Raw genomic sequence first — 16,393 nt, forward strand, 5'->3', positions numbered from 1 at the left:
GCTCATACGACGAACGCCGTGAAGACCACTGGTGCTGACCCAGGGCTGCGCGCTTGCCCCGGCGTGCGTCCCCGCGAAGTCGGCGGCCCCTGCCAGAATATCCTCATCATGGATGGGAAACCACGCAGCACTAAGTTGACGGCCGTCGAGATCTGCGCCGGTGCGGGCGGCCAGAGCCTGGGTCTCCATCTTGCGGGGTTCAGGCACGTGCTCGCGGTCGAACTGGACCGGGACGCCGCCGGAACCCTGGACCGGAACCTGTCCCGCCTAGCGTCTGAAGAAGGTGACCCGCGGCCCGTGGTCGCTGTGGGCGATGTCGCCGACGAATCGGTGTGGCTGCCGGAGCAATTTCAGGGCGTCTCGCTCCTCGCGGGCGGCGTTCCGTGCCCGCCGTTCTCAATCGCCGGAAAGCAGCTGGGCACGTCCGACGAGCGCGATCTGTTCGCGTGGGCTGTTGAGGCGGCGGGACGAATGCGGCCTGACGCTGTGCTGCTGGAGAACGTTCGGGGACTGTCGATGCCCCGCTTCGCCGGCTATCGGCAAGCGGTGCTCGATCGGTTTGCGGAACTCGGCTACCGAGCCGATTGGCGACTGCTGGAAGCCAAGGACTTTGGCGTGCCTCAGCTTCGGCCGCGGTTCATTCTGGTTGCCCTCCGTGAGGAGTTCGCTCCATACTTCACGTGGCCCGAACCGACACCCGCGGCGCAGACCGTAGGATCCGCCCTCTACGACCTCATGGCAGCGAATGGCTGGGTCGGCGCAGAAGAGTGGGCAAAACGAGCGGACCGCGTGGCTCCTACGGTCGTGGGTGGCTCGAAGAAACACGGCGGGCCCGATCTCGGTCCGACGCGCGCAAAGCGCGAGTGGCGGTCGATTGGCGTTGATGGCCTCGGAATAGCCGACGCAGCGCCCGGGCCCGACGCTCCGGCTGACCTGGTGCCCAGGCTCACGAACGAGATGGTCGCGCGCATCCAAGGATGGGCCGGGCCCGGCTATGAGTGGGACTTCGGGGATGGCCGGGGCCGGAAGACGACGACGTATCGGCAGATTGGCAACGCGTTCCCGCCGCCGGTCGCGCGCGCAGTTGGGCTGGCGATCGCATCCGCTCTCCGGAAGGAGACTCGATCGAGCGACGATCACGCTGCACCAAGTCAGTACCGCGACGAGGTCTATCGAGTGCTCCGGGAACGCGAAGGCTTCATTTCCCTTGCCGCCCTGCGGAACGCGGTCGGCGGTGGCCTCGGCGACCAGGAGATCGTGCGGCGGATCGAGTTCCTACGGCGCGATTTCGACATCGAAGTTCTTCAACGCGGCAGTCACCTCACCTACCGTCTGGGCGAGTGGAAGGCGTTCCGTGGTCAGGAAGACCACTCCCGTCACCTTGCCTTCGCCACCGAAAGACTTCGGTCGAGGATCAGCTGAACGATCGTTCCCAAGGAATGCACGGTCCGCCGGGCGCGCTGACTGCTGTGTGTTCCGCCGATCGTCGTAGGTTGTAGATAGTCTGACCGTGTCCGCAGATCAGCGCCCGATGCTCGCGGATCATTCAACCAGTCCGAGGAGATTCACTAGTGACAGACTTTGGCATCCCTCCCAAGGGGGACGAAATCAAGGCCGTCATTGAGCAGCGCGTTCGGCAGGCGATGAACGAAGACGGCGCGAAGATCACGATCGACTGGCGCGGGGAACCTCGCCACCTTCGCGTGATCTCGATGCCGGTCGAAATGCTCTACTTCAATCCAGATACCCATCGGATTCGCGCGCAGCGGACGTTGGACGCGAAGCGTGACGCGGCAATCGAAAAGGATCCGTGGGGTCAGGAGGCCCAGGGCTACCTTCACGACCTTCTTCGGCAGAGGCCGGCGAATCCAGATCAGACAGACCCCGAGTACACGGCGTTGATGGACGAGCTCGACGACGTCGGTCAGCGCGAGCCAGGCATCGTGAGCCCGCACGGGATCCTGGTCGACGGCAACACGCGCGCCGCCGCCCTGATCGACCTCGGCGAGCAGAACATCAGGGTCGGCGTTCTTCCCGACGACACCTCGCGCCAAGACATCAATACCGTCGAGCTGACTCTCCAGTTGCGGAAGGACCGGCGCCGCGACTACTCGTACATCAACCGATTGATCGCAATTGACGAGGAGCTTGCGCGCGGTCGTTCCGAGGCTGACGTGGCCAAGGACTTCAACATCAAGCTTGGAACGCTTCAGCGTGACCGCTGGGTGTACGCACTGATACTTGACGCGATTGACCGCAGCAAGACGGAAGATGGCACAACGCTCCGCCTGATCGATTTCGAGGAGCACCAGGAGAAGTTGAGGGAGCTCCACAGGGACTACACGAAGCTCGCCACGACCGACCCCGACTCCGCCAATCGATTGAAGCAGTCGCGCCTTGCGATGGTGCTGCTCGACTATCCAAAGACCTCGCTGCGGCTCGCGGAGGCTGACTTCCACACCAGGTACCTCGAAAGCCGTTTGCCGGACGACCTCAAGCCGGTGTCTGCAGAAGTGGCGACAGGTATCCCTGTCCCGGGCATCCCGGGAGCGAGCGTGCCGAGCCAAAGCACTGATTCCGCAGCCGCCGAGGCCCTCACAAATCAGCTCCTTCGCGCCAAGGCCATGGCCAGCGATGAAAAGAGCGCGACACCAGAAGAAGTAGCGCAGGCTGCTGGGCTGATGCAGAAAGCGCGCGAAACCTTCGACGTCGCCGTGAAGCTCGCGGGCCAGAACGCGGAGCTCGTCAAGCGTCAGTCCGCCGTTCCCGAGCGGCTGACTGATGCGGCGGACTACGTCACGCAATGCGCGAACGAGTTCGCGGAGGCGAAGGCGAAGCGAGCGCTCGACGACGACGCGTTCGACGACGCGCTGATCGCGCTCCGAGAGAGCCTCGAGGGTCTTGCCCGGCAGGCGGGCCGTACTTTCTCTGCTCCCGGGGAAGGTGTCGCGTGGCTCCTCGATGCGGTCCGGTCGAAGTCATGAACGCAGATGGCCCAAGCCTCGCGATCAGCCTCGCGGCGCAGGTGACGCGCGTTCGCCTCATCGTCCGCCCGGGTCTGGAAGACGATCTCCGCAGGCTGGCTGTCGGGTTCCAGACGAGCACGCAGCGATCGCCTAGCAGTGTTGAAATCGAGCTTGATGAACTCCTAACGAATCTCGGCGCTCTTAGCGCCTGGCCACATCAGGCGGACGGCGAGGTGGTCTGGGATGAACCGCTCCAGGAGTTGGTCGTGGACTCGCTCCAGGATGCTCAGACCGTTTCGCGCCAGCTTGACAGCCCAGGCGCGCGCTCCCCGGTCGATGTCGAGTCGATTCCTGACATCCTCGGGCCGGAGTGGACCGGCGACCTGACGGCATTTCAGCGCCGCGACATCGCAAAGCTCCTATCGCTTCGGCACGGGGCTAACTTTTCCGTCCCCGGTGCAGGCAAGACGAGAGTCGGGCTTGCCGTCTTTCAGGCGCTGCGCCAAACCGAAGGCCTTGCGCGGCTGCTGATCGTTGGGCCGAAGTCGAGTTACTCCGCGTGGCTGGAGGAGAATGCGGAGTGCTTCCAGCGGCCGCTCGCGATGGAGATCGCGGACGGGGCGGGCGCTAGCACCACGGAAGCGCTAATCGTCAACTACGAGCGACTTCCCAACATGGTCACGACACTCAGTCGCTGGCTGACGGAGCGCCCGTCAATGATCATCCTCGACGAAGCCCATCGGATGAAGCTCGGCGCTGACGGCGCGTACGGTGCAGCCTGCCTCGCGTTAGGTCCACGCAGCAGACGGCGGTTGATTCTGACTGGGACGCCGGCGCCAAATGGTGCGAGGGACCTGGAGAACCTCTTCGGCTTTGTCTGGCCGGGGACGGGTCGCCAGAGCGTCATCCGAGCCGTTAACGGCGGGAGCCTGGCGGACGCGAGCCGCGTGCTTCGGCCGCTCTTCACTCGCACAACTAAGGGCGAGCTGGGCCTGCCCCCTGTTGAGACGACGATCCGCACAGTCCCGCTGCCGCCGCTACACGCGGAGATATACGAGGCGCTCGTCGGTCAATTCTCCGCCCGCGCCGAGGGGCACGAAGGCGACTTCCAGGCACTCGGCCAATATCTCGTCTATATGCTCATGGCCGCAACTAGCCCCGCGCTGCTCGCGGTCGGTACGAGCCGCTACGAGCCGCTGGCTTATCAGGTGCCGCCGCTGCCGATCCCGGAGCGTTCATCGCTGTACCAGTTGATGCAGGACCTACCCGCTTACGAGATGTCGCCCAAGTACCAGGAAGTGCTCGCGATCGTCCGTGAGAACGCGGCACGTGGGCGTAAGACGCTCGTCTGGTCGACCTTCATCCGGAGTATCAAGACCCTCGAACGGGTACTCGAGCGATTTGGCCCCGCGGTTGTGCACGGGGGCACGCTTGACCGGGACGAGCAGATCCGACGGTTCAAGCGCGACGACGACTGTATGGTCCTGCTTTCCAACCCCGCGACGCTCGGGGAAGGAATTAGTTTGCACCATGAGTGCCACGACGCTGTATACATAGATCGCGACTTCGCTGCCGGGCGCTTCCTCCAGAGTTTGGACAGGATCCACCGCCTTGGGCTTCGTCCCGGTACTACGACCCGCATCACCGTTCTCGCGTCGGAGCGCACCATTGACGAGGTTGTCGCGGCGCGGCTTTCCGATAAGCTTGCATTCATGGGGGGCATCCTTGACGATCCTGCCGTCCAGCGGCTTGCCGACCTCGACGAGGAACCTCCTATTGGTGGGGGCCTTGACCTCGGGGACCTTCAAGCGTTGATGGGGCATTTGCGTGCGCCTTCCACCTGAGCCAGTGCTGCTCGCTGCCAGGCGCTGGTTAGAGATCGTTCCAGCAAGCGGGGGCATCCCGAGGGCCCAAGCCCTACTTACCACCCATAGGAAGTACAGCGACCTCTCGCCTACCCAATATTCCACTGCGCTCGCGTGGCTCCGCGACATGGATTTACTGGCCGTCTCGGGGTCCGGGGCTCCTGTGGCCAGCCGCATCCTTGGTGCGATCTTCGAGAATGCAGCCCCGACTTGGTTCCAGGACGCCGACGAGCTTGTCAGGTCGCCCGATGATCTTCCGTCGGACATCGTCCTCGCTGGGGAGGCTTTAGGTGTTGGCGCGGGCGAAGTGTACGAGCAGCTCGTCAGCAGTTGGGGCAAGGTCGACACCGCCGTGCGCGAACGGATCGGCGCCGCGGGCGAAGCGGCGCTCGTCAGGATGCTGCGGAACGGAACCAACGGTCGTATCGACCACGTGTCGACGTGGTCCGACGGTTTCGGTTATGACATCGCGTATAGCAAGGACCTCGTCACGGCTCACATCGAAGTGAAAAGTACGACGAGGGCCGGCCGCTTCACAGCGTACCTGTCGCGCCACGAGTACGAAGTGATGCTACGGGACAGCCAATGGGTTCTGGTTGCGGTCCGTCTGAATTCCAATCTTGAGGTAGTCGCCGTCGGGTCCGTCCCGAAGGATTGGCTCGCCGCCAACGTGCCGCGCGACTCGACGTCCTCCGTTAGCTGGGCATCTTGCAAGGTTGAGGTCCCTTCGGCGGTGATTGAGAATCGCGTCCTGCAGCTAGGGGTGGATGCGGCAGGCTCACTTCCTCCATGGAGCACGGGTCCAATGGCATGAGCTGTCGGAGTTGAAGCACTCAATCGGAGCACGAGAAGGGAAAGAAGCAGTGGACCAACCGGTGTGGAACGACCCCGAGTCGTCGGCGGGGACGATGGTGCGCGGCGCGCTGTGGCTCCTGCAGGTCGTAGGCGAGGGAGGCACCTTCACAAAAAACCAGCTGCGAGAAGCCTTCCCCGGCGTCTCGCAAGCGGACAGGCGCATCCGCGACCTGCGGGACTGGGGATGGGTCGTGCACTCCAGCGCTGAAGAAGCGTCCCTGCTCGCTGAGGATCAGCGATTCGTGAAGGCCGGAGTGGCCGTGTGGGACCCGCAAGAGCGCCGGAAGGCTTCACCGCGAAGGGCGATGTCGAGCAAGGAGAGGAGGGCAGTGTTCGCCCGCGACGGCTACATGTGCACGCTGTGCGGGATCGCGGGTGCGGAGCCCTACCGCGACGACCCAGTCATGACGGCCGTCTTGTCGGTCTCGCGGCGTAAGGTCCGCACGATCGAAGGCTTTGAGACCGAGATGCTTGTTACGGAGTGCAACAGATGTAGGTCCGGACAGGAGAACGTGCCCATCGACATGGGTGATGCTGTCGCGGCCGCTGCCGGACTTAGCCAGGACGACCGCCGTCGGCTTCTCCGCTGGATGGACCGAGGCCGCCGCGGCATGTCTGAGTTCGACCGCGCTTGGGCGGCATACCTAAGAACTCCTATCAATCTGCGTCCGGAGCTCGCTGAGCGGGTACGGGCACAGCAGTAGTCAACTAGCGGGAGCTCGGCGTCAGAAATCAAGTGCGCACATTTGGCCTCGGAGTCGGGTGGGGTATTGGCCTCAAGCTCAGACGATAGACCAACCATCGAGAATGAAGGCTGGCGAGCTTGCAACGGGTGGTTCCCATGATCAGGGAGCCAAGGTCCGCGTGCGTTCCACAACCGAGACTCTCCGGGCGTCTACCACGAAATGTCGGCTTGGTCGTAGGGGCTGGAGGCGTGAGGGAACCGTCTGCCGGGGAAACTCATGCCCAAACGCATCAGTGCGAAGCTCACTATCGGGTGGGGTTCACAACGGGCGCGTGTTGAGTGCGGACTTGATTCTGATGGTGGATATGGCTTCGGTGGCGCCGATTTGTACGCCACCACGAGCCCCGACCCGTACCCGAGCAACGCCCAGCCGTACCCGGACGAGCCGTTCAACAGCGGGATGAGCGACAAGTCCGACGCCCCGATGGCGATCGCCCCGACCGAGTGCCCGAGCTGATCGAACAACCCAACGGCACCACCACCGAATGCCCCACCGATGCACGCGGTGATGAACGGCCGCCCGAGGGGGAGCGTCACACCGTAGATCAGCGGCTCGCCGACCCCGAGGAACCCAGCCGGCAGCGCGCCGCGGATGGTCCGCACGAGCGAGGCGTTCGATCGGAGCCGCACCCATAGCGCGATGCACGCACCGATCTGACCGGCACCGCCCATCGCCAGCACGGGCAGCAGCACGGTCCACCCGGTCTGCTCGATCAGGGTGGCGTGGATCGGGATGAGCCCCTGGTGCATCCCGGTCATGACGAGCGGCAGGAAGAGCCCGCCGAGGATGAACCCGGCGAAGGCCCCGCCGTTCGCGAGGAGCCAGGTGGCCGCGGTGCCGATCGCGACCGAGACGACGCCGGCGACCGACATCAGGATCCCGAGCGTCACCGACCCGGCGACGAGGACGGTGACGGTCGGCACGACGATGAGCGCGATGACGTCCGGCGTGACCTTCCGCATGAACCGCTCAACGTAAGCGGCGAGGATGCCGCCGGCCAGCGCGCCGAGCACGCCGCCCTGCCCGGGAGCGAGGGTCTCGCCGAACACGGTCACGTTCGCGACCCCGGCGGCGACGATGATGCCGCCGACCGCGCCGCCGAGGATGGGCGTCCCACCGAACTCCTTCGCAGCGTTCATCCCGACGAACACGGCGAGCAGGGACAGGAACCCGCTGGACAGCACGCCGAGGAACGGCGTCACCCCGGGCAACCACCCGAGGTTCGTCAGGATGCCGTTGATCCCGGCGATGAGCCCGCAGGCGATCAGCGCGGGGATGAGCGGGATGAAGATCGCCGAGATGCGACGGATGGCACGCATGGTGCGGCCGTCGGACCGGGCCCGGGCGGATGCCTTGATCGACGCGCCACGCGCCGCCAGCTCGTCGGGCGCCACCGAAGCCGAGGACACACCCGGAACAGGAGCGGCACGCAACGACTCGAGCGAATCAGCCACCCGGTCAACGAGCCCCGGCCCGAGCACGATCTGCAGGTTCGACCCGGCGGCGATCGCGGCCATGACCCCGTCGGTGGCCTGCAGCGCCGGCAGATCGACCGAACCGGGGGACGCCACCTCGACCCGGAGTCGGGTCATGCAGTTCTCGACGTCGGCGATGTTCGAGGACCCGCCGACGGTGTCGAGGATCTGTTGTGCGAGTTGCTGTGCATCGGCCATTGATGGTGCTCCTCGGGGGAAAGGAATCGGACTGAGAAGGGAAGGAGTCAGGAGATGACGGCGCGGAGCGAGCCGTCGGCAGCCGCGAGCTGTGCCCGGACGAACGCGGCCGACGACCCGGTGAGGATCATCGCGATCGCCGTCTTCACCTCGCCGTCCGCGGCATCGAGGGCGGCAGCGACCTCGGAGGACGTAGCCCCGGTCACGTCCTGCACGAGCGAGAACGACCGTGCGACGAGCTTCTCGTTCGTCGCCCGCACGTCGACCATGCGGTTGCCGTACGTCTTGTTGCTGCGCACCATCGCCAGCGTGGTGAGCATGTTGAGGACGAGCTTCTGCGCGGTCCCCGCCTTCAGGCGGGTCGATCCGGCAATGAACTCGGGGCCGACGACGACGTCGATGGCGATGTCGGCCTCCCGCCCCGCGGCCGAGTCGGGATTGCACGCGACGGAGACGGACAGGGCGGACCTGCGCCGCGCCTCCAGGATGGCCGCGATGAAGTAGGGCGTCCTGCCGGACGCACTGATCCCGACGACCACGTCGTCGGACGCCAGGCCGAGCGCGTCGAGGTGGCGAACGGCCGCTGTTTCGTCGTTCTCGGCGCCTTCGACGGCGGTGGTGAGGGCGACGGGACCGCCGGCGGTGACGCCGACGACCTGCGAGGGGTCGGTGCCGAAGGTGGGCGGGCACTCGCCGGCGTCGAGGACGCCGAGCCAGCCCGGCGTGCCGGCGCCGCGGCCAAGGTCCGCTCGTGGCGCCGCGAGCTACGTCCTCCGGTACGTCCCCGCCGGCTTCCCCGGCCCCTCCGCCCGCTTCTCCTCCGTCGCCACGAGCCCCGGCAGCATCGCCCTCCGGAACGAGTCCGGCTGCAACGCCCGCCCCGCCACAGCCTCGTGAACCCGCCGCAGCTCGGTCATGGTGAACGGCTCCGCCACGAGCCCGCGCGGGTCCGGCGCCGCAGCGTAGAGCGCTCGCAACGAGGCCACCGCGAACGCCACGATCTCGTCGTGCCCGTGCACCATCCCCGTTGCGTCGTCGACCGGGAGGAGGCGCGCCCGCGACGCGTCCAGCCCGGGCGACGACAGCGACGAAGCGGGCACCACATCGAGGTGTGCCACCGACAACACCCACCCCCGACTGTCCCGTGCAGGATCGTCGAACACGTGCAACTGCGACGGCGCCAGCCCGGTCACGCCCGCCTTGTCGGACAGTGACCGCAGCACGGCCGCGGACAACCGCTCGCCCTCGTGCACGAACGTCCCCGGCAGCCGCCAGTCCCCGTCGACGGCATCGCGCACCTGCAGCACCGACAGCGGTTCCCGCACAGGCACGGTCAGGACCGCTGTGTCCACCGCCACGGACGGCTGCGGGTAGTCGACCAGGCGCTTACCGGAAGGATCGCGGTACGCAGACGAAGTCACGGCGCCGAGTTTACGCACACTTGCGCAAAAGTGCCGGCCGTGACAGGCTCGGAACCAGTTAGCGCGGAACCGCGCAAACCCGATGGAAGGCAGGCGGCCATGAACACCACCACCCGCGACCGTGCGATCGGTGCCGTCCTCGGCTCCGCCGCCGGCGATGCCCTCGGCGCCGGCTACGAGTTCCGTCCCGCCGTGCCCGAGCCCACCCCGATCCGGATGGCCGGCGGCGGCTCCTTCGGCTGGGCGCCGGGGGAGTGGACCGACGACACGAGCATGGGCGTCCCGATCCTCCGCACCCTCGCCCGCGGCGGCGACCCCGCCAGCGAGGCAGCCCTCGACGGCCTGGTGGCTGCCTGGGCCGACTGGGCACGGACCGCGCCCGACGTCGGCATCCAGACGCGCAACGTGCTCACCGGCCTGGAGGCACGCACCGCCGTGAGCGCGCGGGCCGCGGCCCGGCAGGAACACGAGTTCCGAGGGCGTTCGGCGGGGAACGGCTCGCTCATGCGGACGGCGCCGCTGGTGTTCGGCTACCTGACGGGCGCGGTCGACGAGGAGCTCCGGCTGGCCGAGGCCGCGCGGGCGATCAGCGACCTCACGCACTACGAGTCTGACGCGGGGGATGCGTGCGTGCTCTGGTGTGTGGCGATCCGGAAGGCGGTCCTCACGGGCGAGCTCGATGTCATGGCCGGCCTCGACCTGCTCGACCTCGACAAGCGGCGGATCTGGGTCGACCGGATCGTGACGGCGGAGCACTCGGAGCCGGTCGACTTCACGGACTCGAACGGCTGGGTGGTGTCGGCGTTCCAGGCTGCGTACGCGGCGGTCAGACGGAGCGCGAGTCTCGAGGACGCCCTCGCCCGCGCGGTCCGCACCGGGAACGACACGGACACGGTGGCAGCAATCGCGGGCGGTCTCGCGGGTGCGTTGTACGGGGCGAGTGCGCTGCCGACGGAGTGGCGTGAGCTGCTGCACGGCTGGCCGCGACTCCGCGCGGACGACCTCGTTGCGCTGAGCGAGCAGGCGCTCGACGCGCGAGCGGCGGCCGTCTGACCGCGTGCTGGCGACCGTGCGTGGCCGGCGGCCGCGACGGGCTGCCGGTGTTGGAGGGTTCGATGGGGGGATCCTCCGGCACCGGTGATGCGTGGCGGGGATGAGCCGCGCCTCCAGGCCGGTCTTGGATGGCTGATGGACCTCCGGTCGTGTTCCCCACAGATCCGCGATATCCGACTTCCACACGCGAAGTATCAGATAAGCTGCTCGCCAGAATCTGTGGAGGGAGCTTTCGTGGGGGATCTGACGATCGAAGCGCCAGTGATGCAGTCGGTTGCATCGATGGCGAAGTCCGCAGGGGCGGAGTTCGGCTCGGAGCAGGCGCTTTCGCGGGCTGCTGGCGGATGCTTCGGCTCCGATCTCGTGGCGTCGGCGTTCGCGTCCTCGGCGCGGGCGCTGGACGCGATGGTCCGCTCGCTCCGCGAGGATGCGGACACGCTGAGCCGCTTCGTGCAGGGCGCGCTCGCGGTGCTGGAGCAGACGGACGCGGGTCTGGCGGTGAAGCTCCAGTGACACTCGATCCGACCGTGGGCGACCCGGATGCCATCCGTCGTCTCGCACGCCTGCACACGGCGCACGCCGACGGTGTCCGGGCGGGTACCCGGCACGTGGTGGATGCTGCGGAGGCGGCGCAGTCCGGGTGGCGCGGAAAGGCGCAGGAGCGGTTCGTCGCGGTCGCGGCGACGGTGCCCGAGAGTGCGCAATGTGTCGCGGCTCGGCTCGATCAGGCCGCCTCGGCACTGGACACGTACGCACGCGAGGTGCAGCAGATCCAGGACGAAGCGCAACGGGTACGGACTGCGCAGCAGAACGCGGCCGATGACGTCGCCGTGAATGCCCGCGCGATCCGTGCCGCCACCGCGACCGTGCAGAGCGCGGATGCCGTGGAGTCGGACACGACGAGACTGCGTCAGCTGCAGGCCGGAGCGGCGGGCCTCGCTGGGCTGCAGGGGCGATTGTCGACGCAGTGGGACGAGCTGGTGACGCGGCGAGAGGCTGCCGACCGACGTGTTGCCGCTGCTCTGGAAGCACCGGAGGTCGTCGGCAAGCTGCAGTCTGCGGCCGCCGTGGCGAGGATGAGTGACGGGCAGTTCCTGACGTGGCTCGGCACGCTCGACAAGAAGTCGATCGCGGCGCTGCGGGACGATCCGACAACGACCGCTCGCCTGGCGCGGATGGACGCGAAGGACGTGGCCACGTGGTGGTCGGCGATGTCCGGCCCTCGTGGTGCGCACTCCGCCGAGCAGGACGCATTCGTGGCGGCGGTCCCGGCGGTGCTCGGGAATCTGAACGGCGTCTCGTACTGGGCTCGGGCACGGGCGAACACCGCGGTGCTCGCGGACAAGCTCGCTGAGGCGAAGAGGAAGACGTCGTACTGGGCGAAGCAGTTGGACAGTGCGGGCAGTCCCGCCGCCGCTGCGTCGGCGCGGGCGCAGCTCCAGGTGTGGGAGCGGCAGCGCGACGGGTATGCCAACATCCAGACGACGCTGGATACAAAGTCGGTCTCTCTCATATCGCTCGTTGACGACAGGCCGCCGCTGGCCCAGATCGTCTCGGGCGACATGGACTTCGCGAGCCACGTGACGTACATCGTGCCCGGGATGAACACTGCGACCTATCAAGACGGGACTGTAAGCAATTATGCGCTGATCGCCGACGGCATGCGCAGTCGGCAGGCTGCGGCGGGCGGTGTTCTTCCTGATGACGTCGCGGTCGTGTCCTGGATCGGGTACCACGGACCGATGGCCGATGACCTGTCGTTCGCTTCAGTTGTGGCGAACGAGCGCGCACATGTCGGAGCCGAAACACTCGTGGCCGACTTGAGCGGCTTCGATGCCGCCCGTGCGGCGTCCGGGAAGGATGCGGACTTGTCTGTTGTCGCGCATTCCTACGGCACGAATGTGACAACGATCGCCCTGACGAAGACCCATGCTGATCATGCCGTGCTTTTCGGATCCGCCGGGATTACGGACGTGGCGCCGAACGCGGACGCTTTGGAGGTTCCGAAAGGCGAGGTCTTCGCGAGCCAGGGCGCGAGGGACGGGTGGGCGATCACCGGGCAGCACCTGTCGGGTCGGCAGGATCCGACGGACCCGACCTGGGGTGCCCATGACTTCAGCTCGGAGACACGAAGGGCCGGTGGAGATGTACTTCACGGCATCACCCATCACGGCCCGTACGACGGCCGAGAAGGCAACGAGCACGGACGGTACTCGTACTTCGACAACAACACGACCGCGCAGTACTACGCCGCGAAAGCAACGATGGGATTGGGCGATCAGGTCCCCGAGGCCGGTAAGCCCTTCGATCGGATGCGGCAGCAAACGAAAGAGGATTGGTTCATGTACGAATGGCAGACAGGACTCACCGGTGACCCGACGCTCTGACCGCCTTGTCGGGGGAGCGTTATTCGCCAGCGCGGCGCTCCTTCTGACCGCTTGCGCCGACACCGGCCCTCACGCCCCTGCGAGTAAGGAAACTTCGATGACTCCGGAACAATCGCACGAGAACGTCATGAGTATCTTCCGAGCCGTGAAGTCCGTCGTCGGAGAGGCGGGCTGGGAGGAGGGTACCGTATCTGGGTGGAACGACTGTTCATCCGGGCGCGGCAACGCTGCCCAGTTCTCCCTCACTGCGATTCGCAAGCATTCACTTCCTGCAGCGCCCGACAATGTGACACGGGATGTTGCGGAGGCGCTGAGGTCCGAGGTGGGGCTGAGCGGTGTACCGGTGCAGCACGACGACACACTGCGACCGCCGCGAACCGTTGTCTCGTACCCCAACGGCTACAACGGTGGGACCGCGGCCGACGGGTTCGGCCTGGAGTTCCAGTCGGGCGTGGACTTTGCCAGCCTCCTCATCTGGGGACACTGCGTGCCAGGGGAGGTGCCGGACCTCGGAACCCCCTTGAACCCGCGACCGACTGACCTTCCGTAGTACCTTTCGACGCGCTGTTGAGACAGATATCGATGACGGAAATAAGCCGGCGGGTTCGTCGTAGTCGTCGTCGAGTTCTGGTGCCCCGATTGCCAAGCCGTCCCCGAAGGTGGGCGCGCTGCCATCGGAGCGGCGCGAGGAGCGTGCGACTGATCAGGCGCTGGCGGTCGGGCATGGCCGGGCGGTCAGATCGGCCGCCGGTGTCGGAGGGTTCGATGGGGGGACTCTTCGGCGCCGGAGATGCGGGCAGGGAAATTACTCCCTCGGGCGGCCACGGAGGCAGCGACGGTACACGGTGACGAGGACGCGAAACTGCCCGCTACGCCGCCGTCTCAGAGCGCAGCCCGCGCCCGCTCGACCGCCTCGATGAAGCGCGGAACGCCCCACACGAGGAAGGTCGGCTCGATCCCGCTCCGGAGGGTCACGCGGACCAGCTTGCGCAGACCGTGCGACACGTCCTCGAGCCGCACGATCTCCTCGACGGGGAGCCCGAAGTCCGCACGCACGAGCGTGACGGGGAGCGCTCTGAACCACAGCACCTCGGGCGTGAGTGTGAGTCGCCCGCCCACTTCGAGGCGGCGCGGTGACCGTCGGCTGGCGCTCGACAGCCAGCCCGGGATCACGTCGGACGCCCCCGATCGCGGGAAGTCGGGCTGGTAGGTCGCGAACTTCCGGACGAGGACGGTGGAGGCATCGGCGTACGGCACGGGCTATCGGTTCCCGACGGCTTCGAGGTAGCGACGCGCGCCGCGGATCTGCCGGCGGAACACGATCGTGATGCCGATGGACATCGCGGCGAGCAGGAACACGAGGCCGCGGGCGATGCCGGCGCTCCAGGGGTCATCGCGCACGAGGCTCGGCAGCTGCGGCCCGGCGATGCCCGCGTAGAGCAGCAGGAACTGGCCGAGCACGACGGGCAGCGAGAGCGCCGCGCCCCGTGCCCAGTCGGATGCCCGGTGCGCCATCTCTGAGCCCGGCTTGCCGAGGGGCCGTGCGGAGAACACTGCGCGCCGGAGGGCCCTCCGCTGAGCACGATCGAGCCCCTGCGCGGGCAACTGGATCGACGGCCCGAGCTTGAAGGTCGTCGGGAGGAGCGACGCGGCCCCGCTCAGTCCGCCGATGCTGAGACCGAATCCGATGATCGTCAGGGTCCGCGTCAGCACGTCGTCTCCGTTGCGGATGATCACCCCGATCACCGCTCCGAGGACGAGCCCGCCGATCGCGATCGGAACGGTCCGCCGCCACGCGCGGCGGGCGATGCGTCCGAAGCCCCCCATGTGCCCCACCCTACGAGGAGTGTCCTCCGGTCGCGCTGTCGGCCGGGAGGCACGGACCACGTCACCGACGCACAATGCGTCGCGCAGGTGGGTCGCGCCTCCAGGCCCGACCGCCTCGCCCACGCGGCGTGCGTTGCGGGGGCGGGTCGTGCCTCCCGGCGGTCAGGCGGTGGTGCGACGCGGACGGAGGACGCCCGCGCGGACCAGCCACACGTAGAGGATGCAGCCGATGCAGACGTCGAAGACGGCGTTGAGGAACGCGGCGACGAGGGCGACGGCGGCGCCGACCGGAGCGGCGTACGGGACGCCGACGAGGGCGAGGAGCAGGGCGACGGCGGTGACGAACAGGCCGACCTGCTGGGCGAAGGTCGGGGGTTCCGGGGCCTCGAGCTCGGCGGGCGGCGACAGGCGCGGGCGGATGAAGCGGCGGAAGAGCGCGCCGTAGGGGTGGCGTCGGATGCCGCCGATCCCGCCGATGGCGAAGAGCACGACGATGACGGCGAGCAGGACGATGCCGGCGACGTACGTCGCGGGCATCAGCGTGAGGACGATCGTCACTGCGAGGAGAACGGTCGTGATCGCCGCGCCGAAGCGCGGCGAACGGGGGTCGATGCCGGTGGTGGTGTCGCTCATGCGGGTGCCTCCTGGAGGACGGTCGCGAGTGCTGCGGAGAGTTCGGCGGGGCGTGGCGGTCCGCCGAAGCGGGTGCGGACGGTGTGGTCGGCGTCGACGAGCAGGACCGTCGGGGTCTGCAGGACGTTGTAGCGGGTCGCGATCTCGGCGCGCTCGGCCACGTCGATCTCGACACGTTCGACGCCGTCGTGCTGGGCGGCGAGGGCGTCGAGCTGGCGGCGGGTGCCGGGGCAGCGCGCGCAGGTCGGCGTGGAGAACTGGACGAGGGTGGCGCGGGTGCCGAATGCTTCGGCGGGAGCGATGCCGTGCGCGGTGGTGCTGCTCGCGCTCGTCGCGCTCGTCTCGTCGGAAACGGGGCTCGTGGCGGGCGTCGCTCCCGCGCTGCTGACCGTGCGGGCGCGGCCGGTCCGGCTCCGGAGGACGAGGCCGAGCACGGTGGCGACGGCGAGCACTCCCACGAGGACGGCGACGGCCGTGACGACGGTCATGGGAGGACAGTACGTCCACCCGGTGACACACGGACGGTGGGTGACACCGTGTGACGTGGTGCAGGCTGGTCCTCATGAACGACGTCCCCACGATCCTGTTCGTCTGCGTCCACAACGCCGGGCGCTCCCAGATGGCCGCCGGGTACGCGCGGGCGCTCGGCGGCGACCGGGTGCGGGTGCTGTCGGGCGGGAGCGAGCCCGGGTCGCAGATCAACCCGGTCGCGGTCGCAGCGATGGCGGAGGAGGGCATCGACATCACCGGTGCGGTGCCGCAGCTGCTGCAGACCGCTGACGTCAAGGACTCGGACGCGGTGATCACCATGGGCTGCGGCGACGCCTGCCCGATCTTCCCGGGCAAGCGGTACGAGGACTGGGAACTGACCGATCCCGCGGGCAAGGGCCTCGACGAGGTGCGAGCGATCCGGGACGACATCAAGCGGCGGGTGTCGGAGTTGCTCGGGTCGCTGCTACCGGCGTCG

At 67.5% G+C, this 16,393-nt stretch carries 15 protein-coding genes and 2 pseudogenes; 10 read left to right on the forward strand and 7 right to left on the reverse strand.

Features of this window, described 5'->3' with window-relative positions:
- Positions 1–18: 18 nt before the first annotated feature.
- From MON03_RS05820 to MON03_RS05840, 5 genes are all read left to right on the forward strand, one after another.
- A complete protein-coding gene (locus MON03_RS05820) occupies positions 19–1,422 on the forward strand; it encodes a DNA cytosine methyltransferase (protein WP_242091017.1) in 1,404 nt (467 codons plus the stop codon).
- Between the two features lie 149 nt (positions 1,423–1,571).
- Positions 1,572–2,984 (forward strand): ParB N-terminal domain-containing protein, encoded by a 1,413-nt coding sequence (locus tag MON03_RS05825; RefSeq protein WP_242091020.1) that lies wholly within the window; start codon positions 1,572–1,574, stop codon positions 2,982–2,984.
- The gene (locus MON03_RS05830) at positions 2,981–4,810 is read left to right on the forward strand and encodes a DEAD/DEAH box helicase (protein WP_242091022.1); all 1,830 of its coding nucleotides are present in this window, start codon (positions 2,981–2,983) and stop codon (positions 4,808–4,810) included. Before MON03_RS05825 ends, MON03_RS05830 begins: the two co-directional genes overlap by 4 nt.
- 184 nt (positions 4,811–4,994) lie before the next feature.
- Entirely contained in the window at positions 4,995–5,645 is a 651-nt protein-coding gene (locus MON03_RS05835; RefSeq protein WP_242091023.1) for a protein NO VEIN domain-containing protein, read from the forward strand.
- Positions 5,646–5,694: 49 nt separating this feature from the next.
- The gene (locus MON03_RS05840; protein ID WP_242091025.1) at positions 5,695–6,390 is read left to right on the forward strand and encodes a PIN domain-containing protein; all 696 of its coding nucleotides are present in this window, start codon (positions 5,695–5,697) and stop codon (positions 6,388–6,390) included.
- Between the two features lie 191 nt (positions 6,391–6,581).
- Here MON03_RS05840 and MON03_RS05845 read toward each other — a convergent pair whose 3' ends face one another.
- The 3 genes and pseudogenes from MON03_RS05845 to MON03_RS05855 form a co-directional block, all read right to left on the reverse strand.
- Positions 6,582–8,105 carry a PTS transporter subunit EIIC gene (locus tag MON03_RS05845; RefSeq protein WP_242091027.1) on the reverse strand — a complete coding sequence of 508 codons (1,524 nt, stop codon included), beginning with the start codon at positions 8,103–8,105 and terminating at the stop codon, positions 6,582–6,584.
- Between the two features lie 47 nt (positions 8,106–8,152).
- Positions 8,153–8,827: pseudogene (locus MON03_RS05850) on the reverse strand (N-acetylmuramic acid 6-phosphate etherase); the annotation flags it as partial.
- A 42-nt stretch (positions 8,828–8,869) separates the two neighbouring features.
- Positions 8,870–9,526 (reverse strand): NUDIX hydrolase, encoded by a 657-nt coding sequence (locus tag MON03_RS05855; RefSeq protein WP_242091029.1) that lies wholly within the window; start codon positions 9,524–9,526, stop codon positions 8,870–8,872.
- A 99-nt stretch (positions 9,527–9,625) separates the two neighbouring features.
- On the opposite strand from MON03_RS05855, the gene MON03_RS05860 reads away from it, so the two are divergent.
- From MON03_RS05860 to MON03_RS05875, 4 genes are all read left to right on the forward strand, one after another.
- Complete coding sequence (locus MON03_RS05860; RefSeq protein ID WP_242091032.1) at positions 9,626–10,579, forward strand: ADP-ribosylglycohydrolase family protein; 954 nt, start codon at positions 9,626–9,628, stop codon at positions 10,577–10,579.
- A 234-nt stretch (positions 10,580–10,813) separates the two neighbouring features.
- Positions 10,814–11,092 carry a hypothetical protein gene (locus MON03_RS05865; protein WP_242091034.1) on the forward strand — a complete coding sequence of 93 codons (279 nt, stop codon included), beginning with the start codon at positions 10,814–10,816 and terminating at the stop codon, positions 11,090–11,092.
- Positions 11,089–12,966: an alpha/beta hydrolase gene (locus MON03_RS05870; protein ID WP_242091035.1), complete on the forward strand. Its 1,878-nt coding sequence runs from the start codon at positions 11,089–11,091 to the stop codon at positions 12,964–12,966. Before MON03_RS05865 ends, MON03_RS05870 begins: the two co-directional genes overlap by 4 nt.
- Before the next feature lie 127 nt (positions 12,967–13,093).
- Entirely contained in the window at positions 13,094–13,516 is a 423-nt protein-coding gene (locus tag MON03_RS05875) for a hypothetical protein (protein ID WP_083882157.1), read from the forward strand.
- Positions 13,517–13,848: 332 nt separating this feature from the next.
- Here MON03_RS05875 and MON03_RS05880 read toward each other — a convergent pair whose 3' ends face one another.
- The 4 genes from MON03_RS05880 to MON03_RS05895 all read right to left on the reverse strand — a co-directional run bounded on the left by MON03_RS05880 (position 13,849) and on the right by MON03_RS05895 (position 15,914).
- Complete coding sequence (locus MON03_RS05880; RefSeq protein WP_242091037.1) at positions 13,849–14,223, reverse strand: hypothetical protein; 375 nt, start codon at positions 14,221–14,223, stop codon at positions 13,849–13,851.
- A 3-nt stretch (positions 14,224–14,226) separates the two neighbouring features.
- Complete coding sequence (locus MON03_RS05885; RefSeq protein WP_242091039.1) at positions 14,227–14,793, reverse strand: hypothetical protein; 567 nt, start codon at positions 14,791–14,793, stop codon at positions 14,227–14,229.
- Between the two features lie 162 nt (positions 14,794–14,955).
- Positions 14,956–15,426: a DUF4395 domain-containing protein gene (locus MON03_RS05890; RefSeq protein ID WP_242091041.1), complete on the reverse strand. Its 471-nt coding sequence runs from the start codon at positions 15,424–15,426 to the stop codon at positions 14,956–14,958.
- Positions 15,423–15,914: a TlpA family protein disulfide reductase gene (locus MON03_RS05895; RefSeq protein WP_242091043.1), complete on the reverse strand. Its 492-nt coding sequence runs from the start codon at positions 15,912–15,914 to the stop codon at positions 15,423–15,425. Before MON03_RS05895 ends, MON03_RS05890 begins: the two co-directional genes overlap by 4 nt.
- A gap of 74 nt (positions 15,915–15,988) precedes the next feature.
- Between MON03_RS05895 and MON03_RS05900 the strand changes: the two are divergent.
- Positions 15,989–16,390 (forward strand): annotated as a pseudogene (locus tag MON03_RS05900) (arsenate reductase ArsC); the annotation flags it as partial.
- Positions 16,391–16,393: the final 3 nt, after the last annotated feature.

Source organism: Curtobacterium sp. DN_7.5, from assembly GCF_022655355.1.
Lineage (GTDB): Bacteria > Actinomycetota > Actinomycetes > Actinomycetales > Microbacteriaceae > Curtobacterium > Curtobacterium luteum.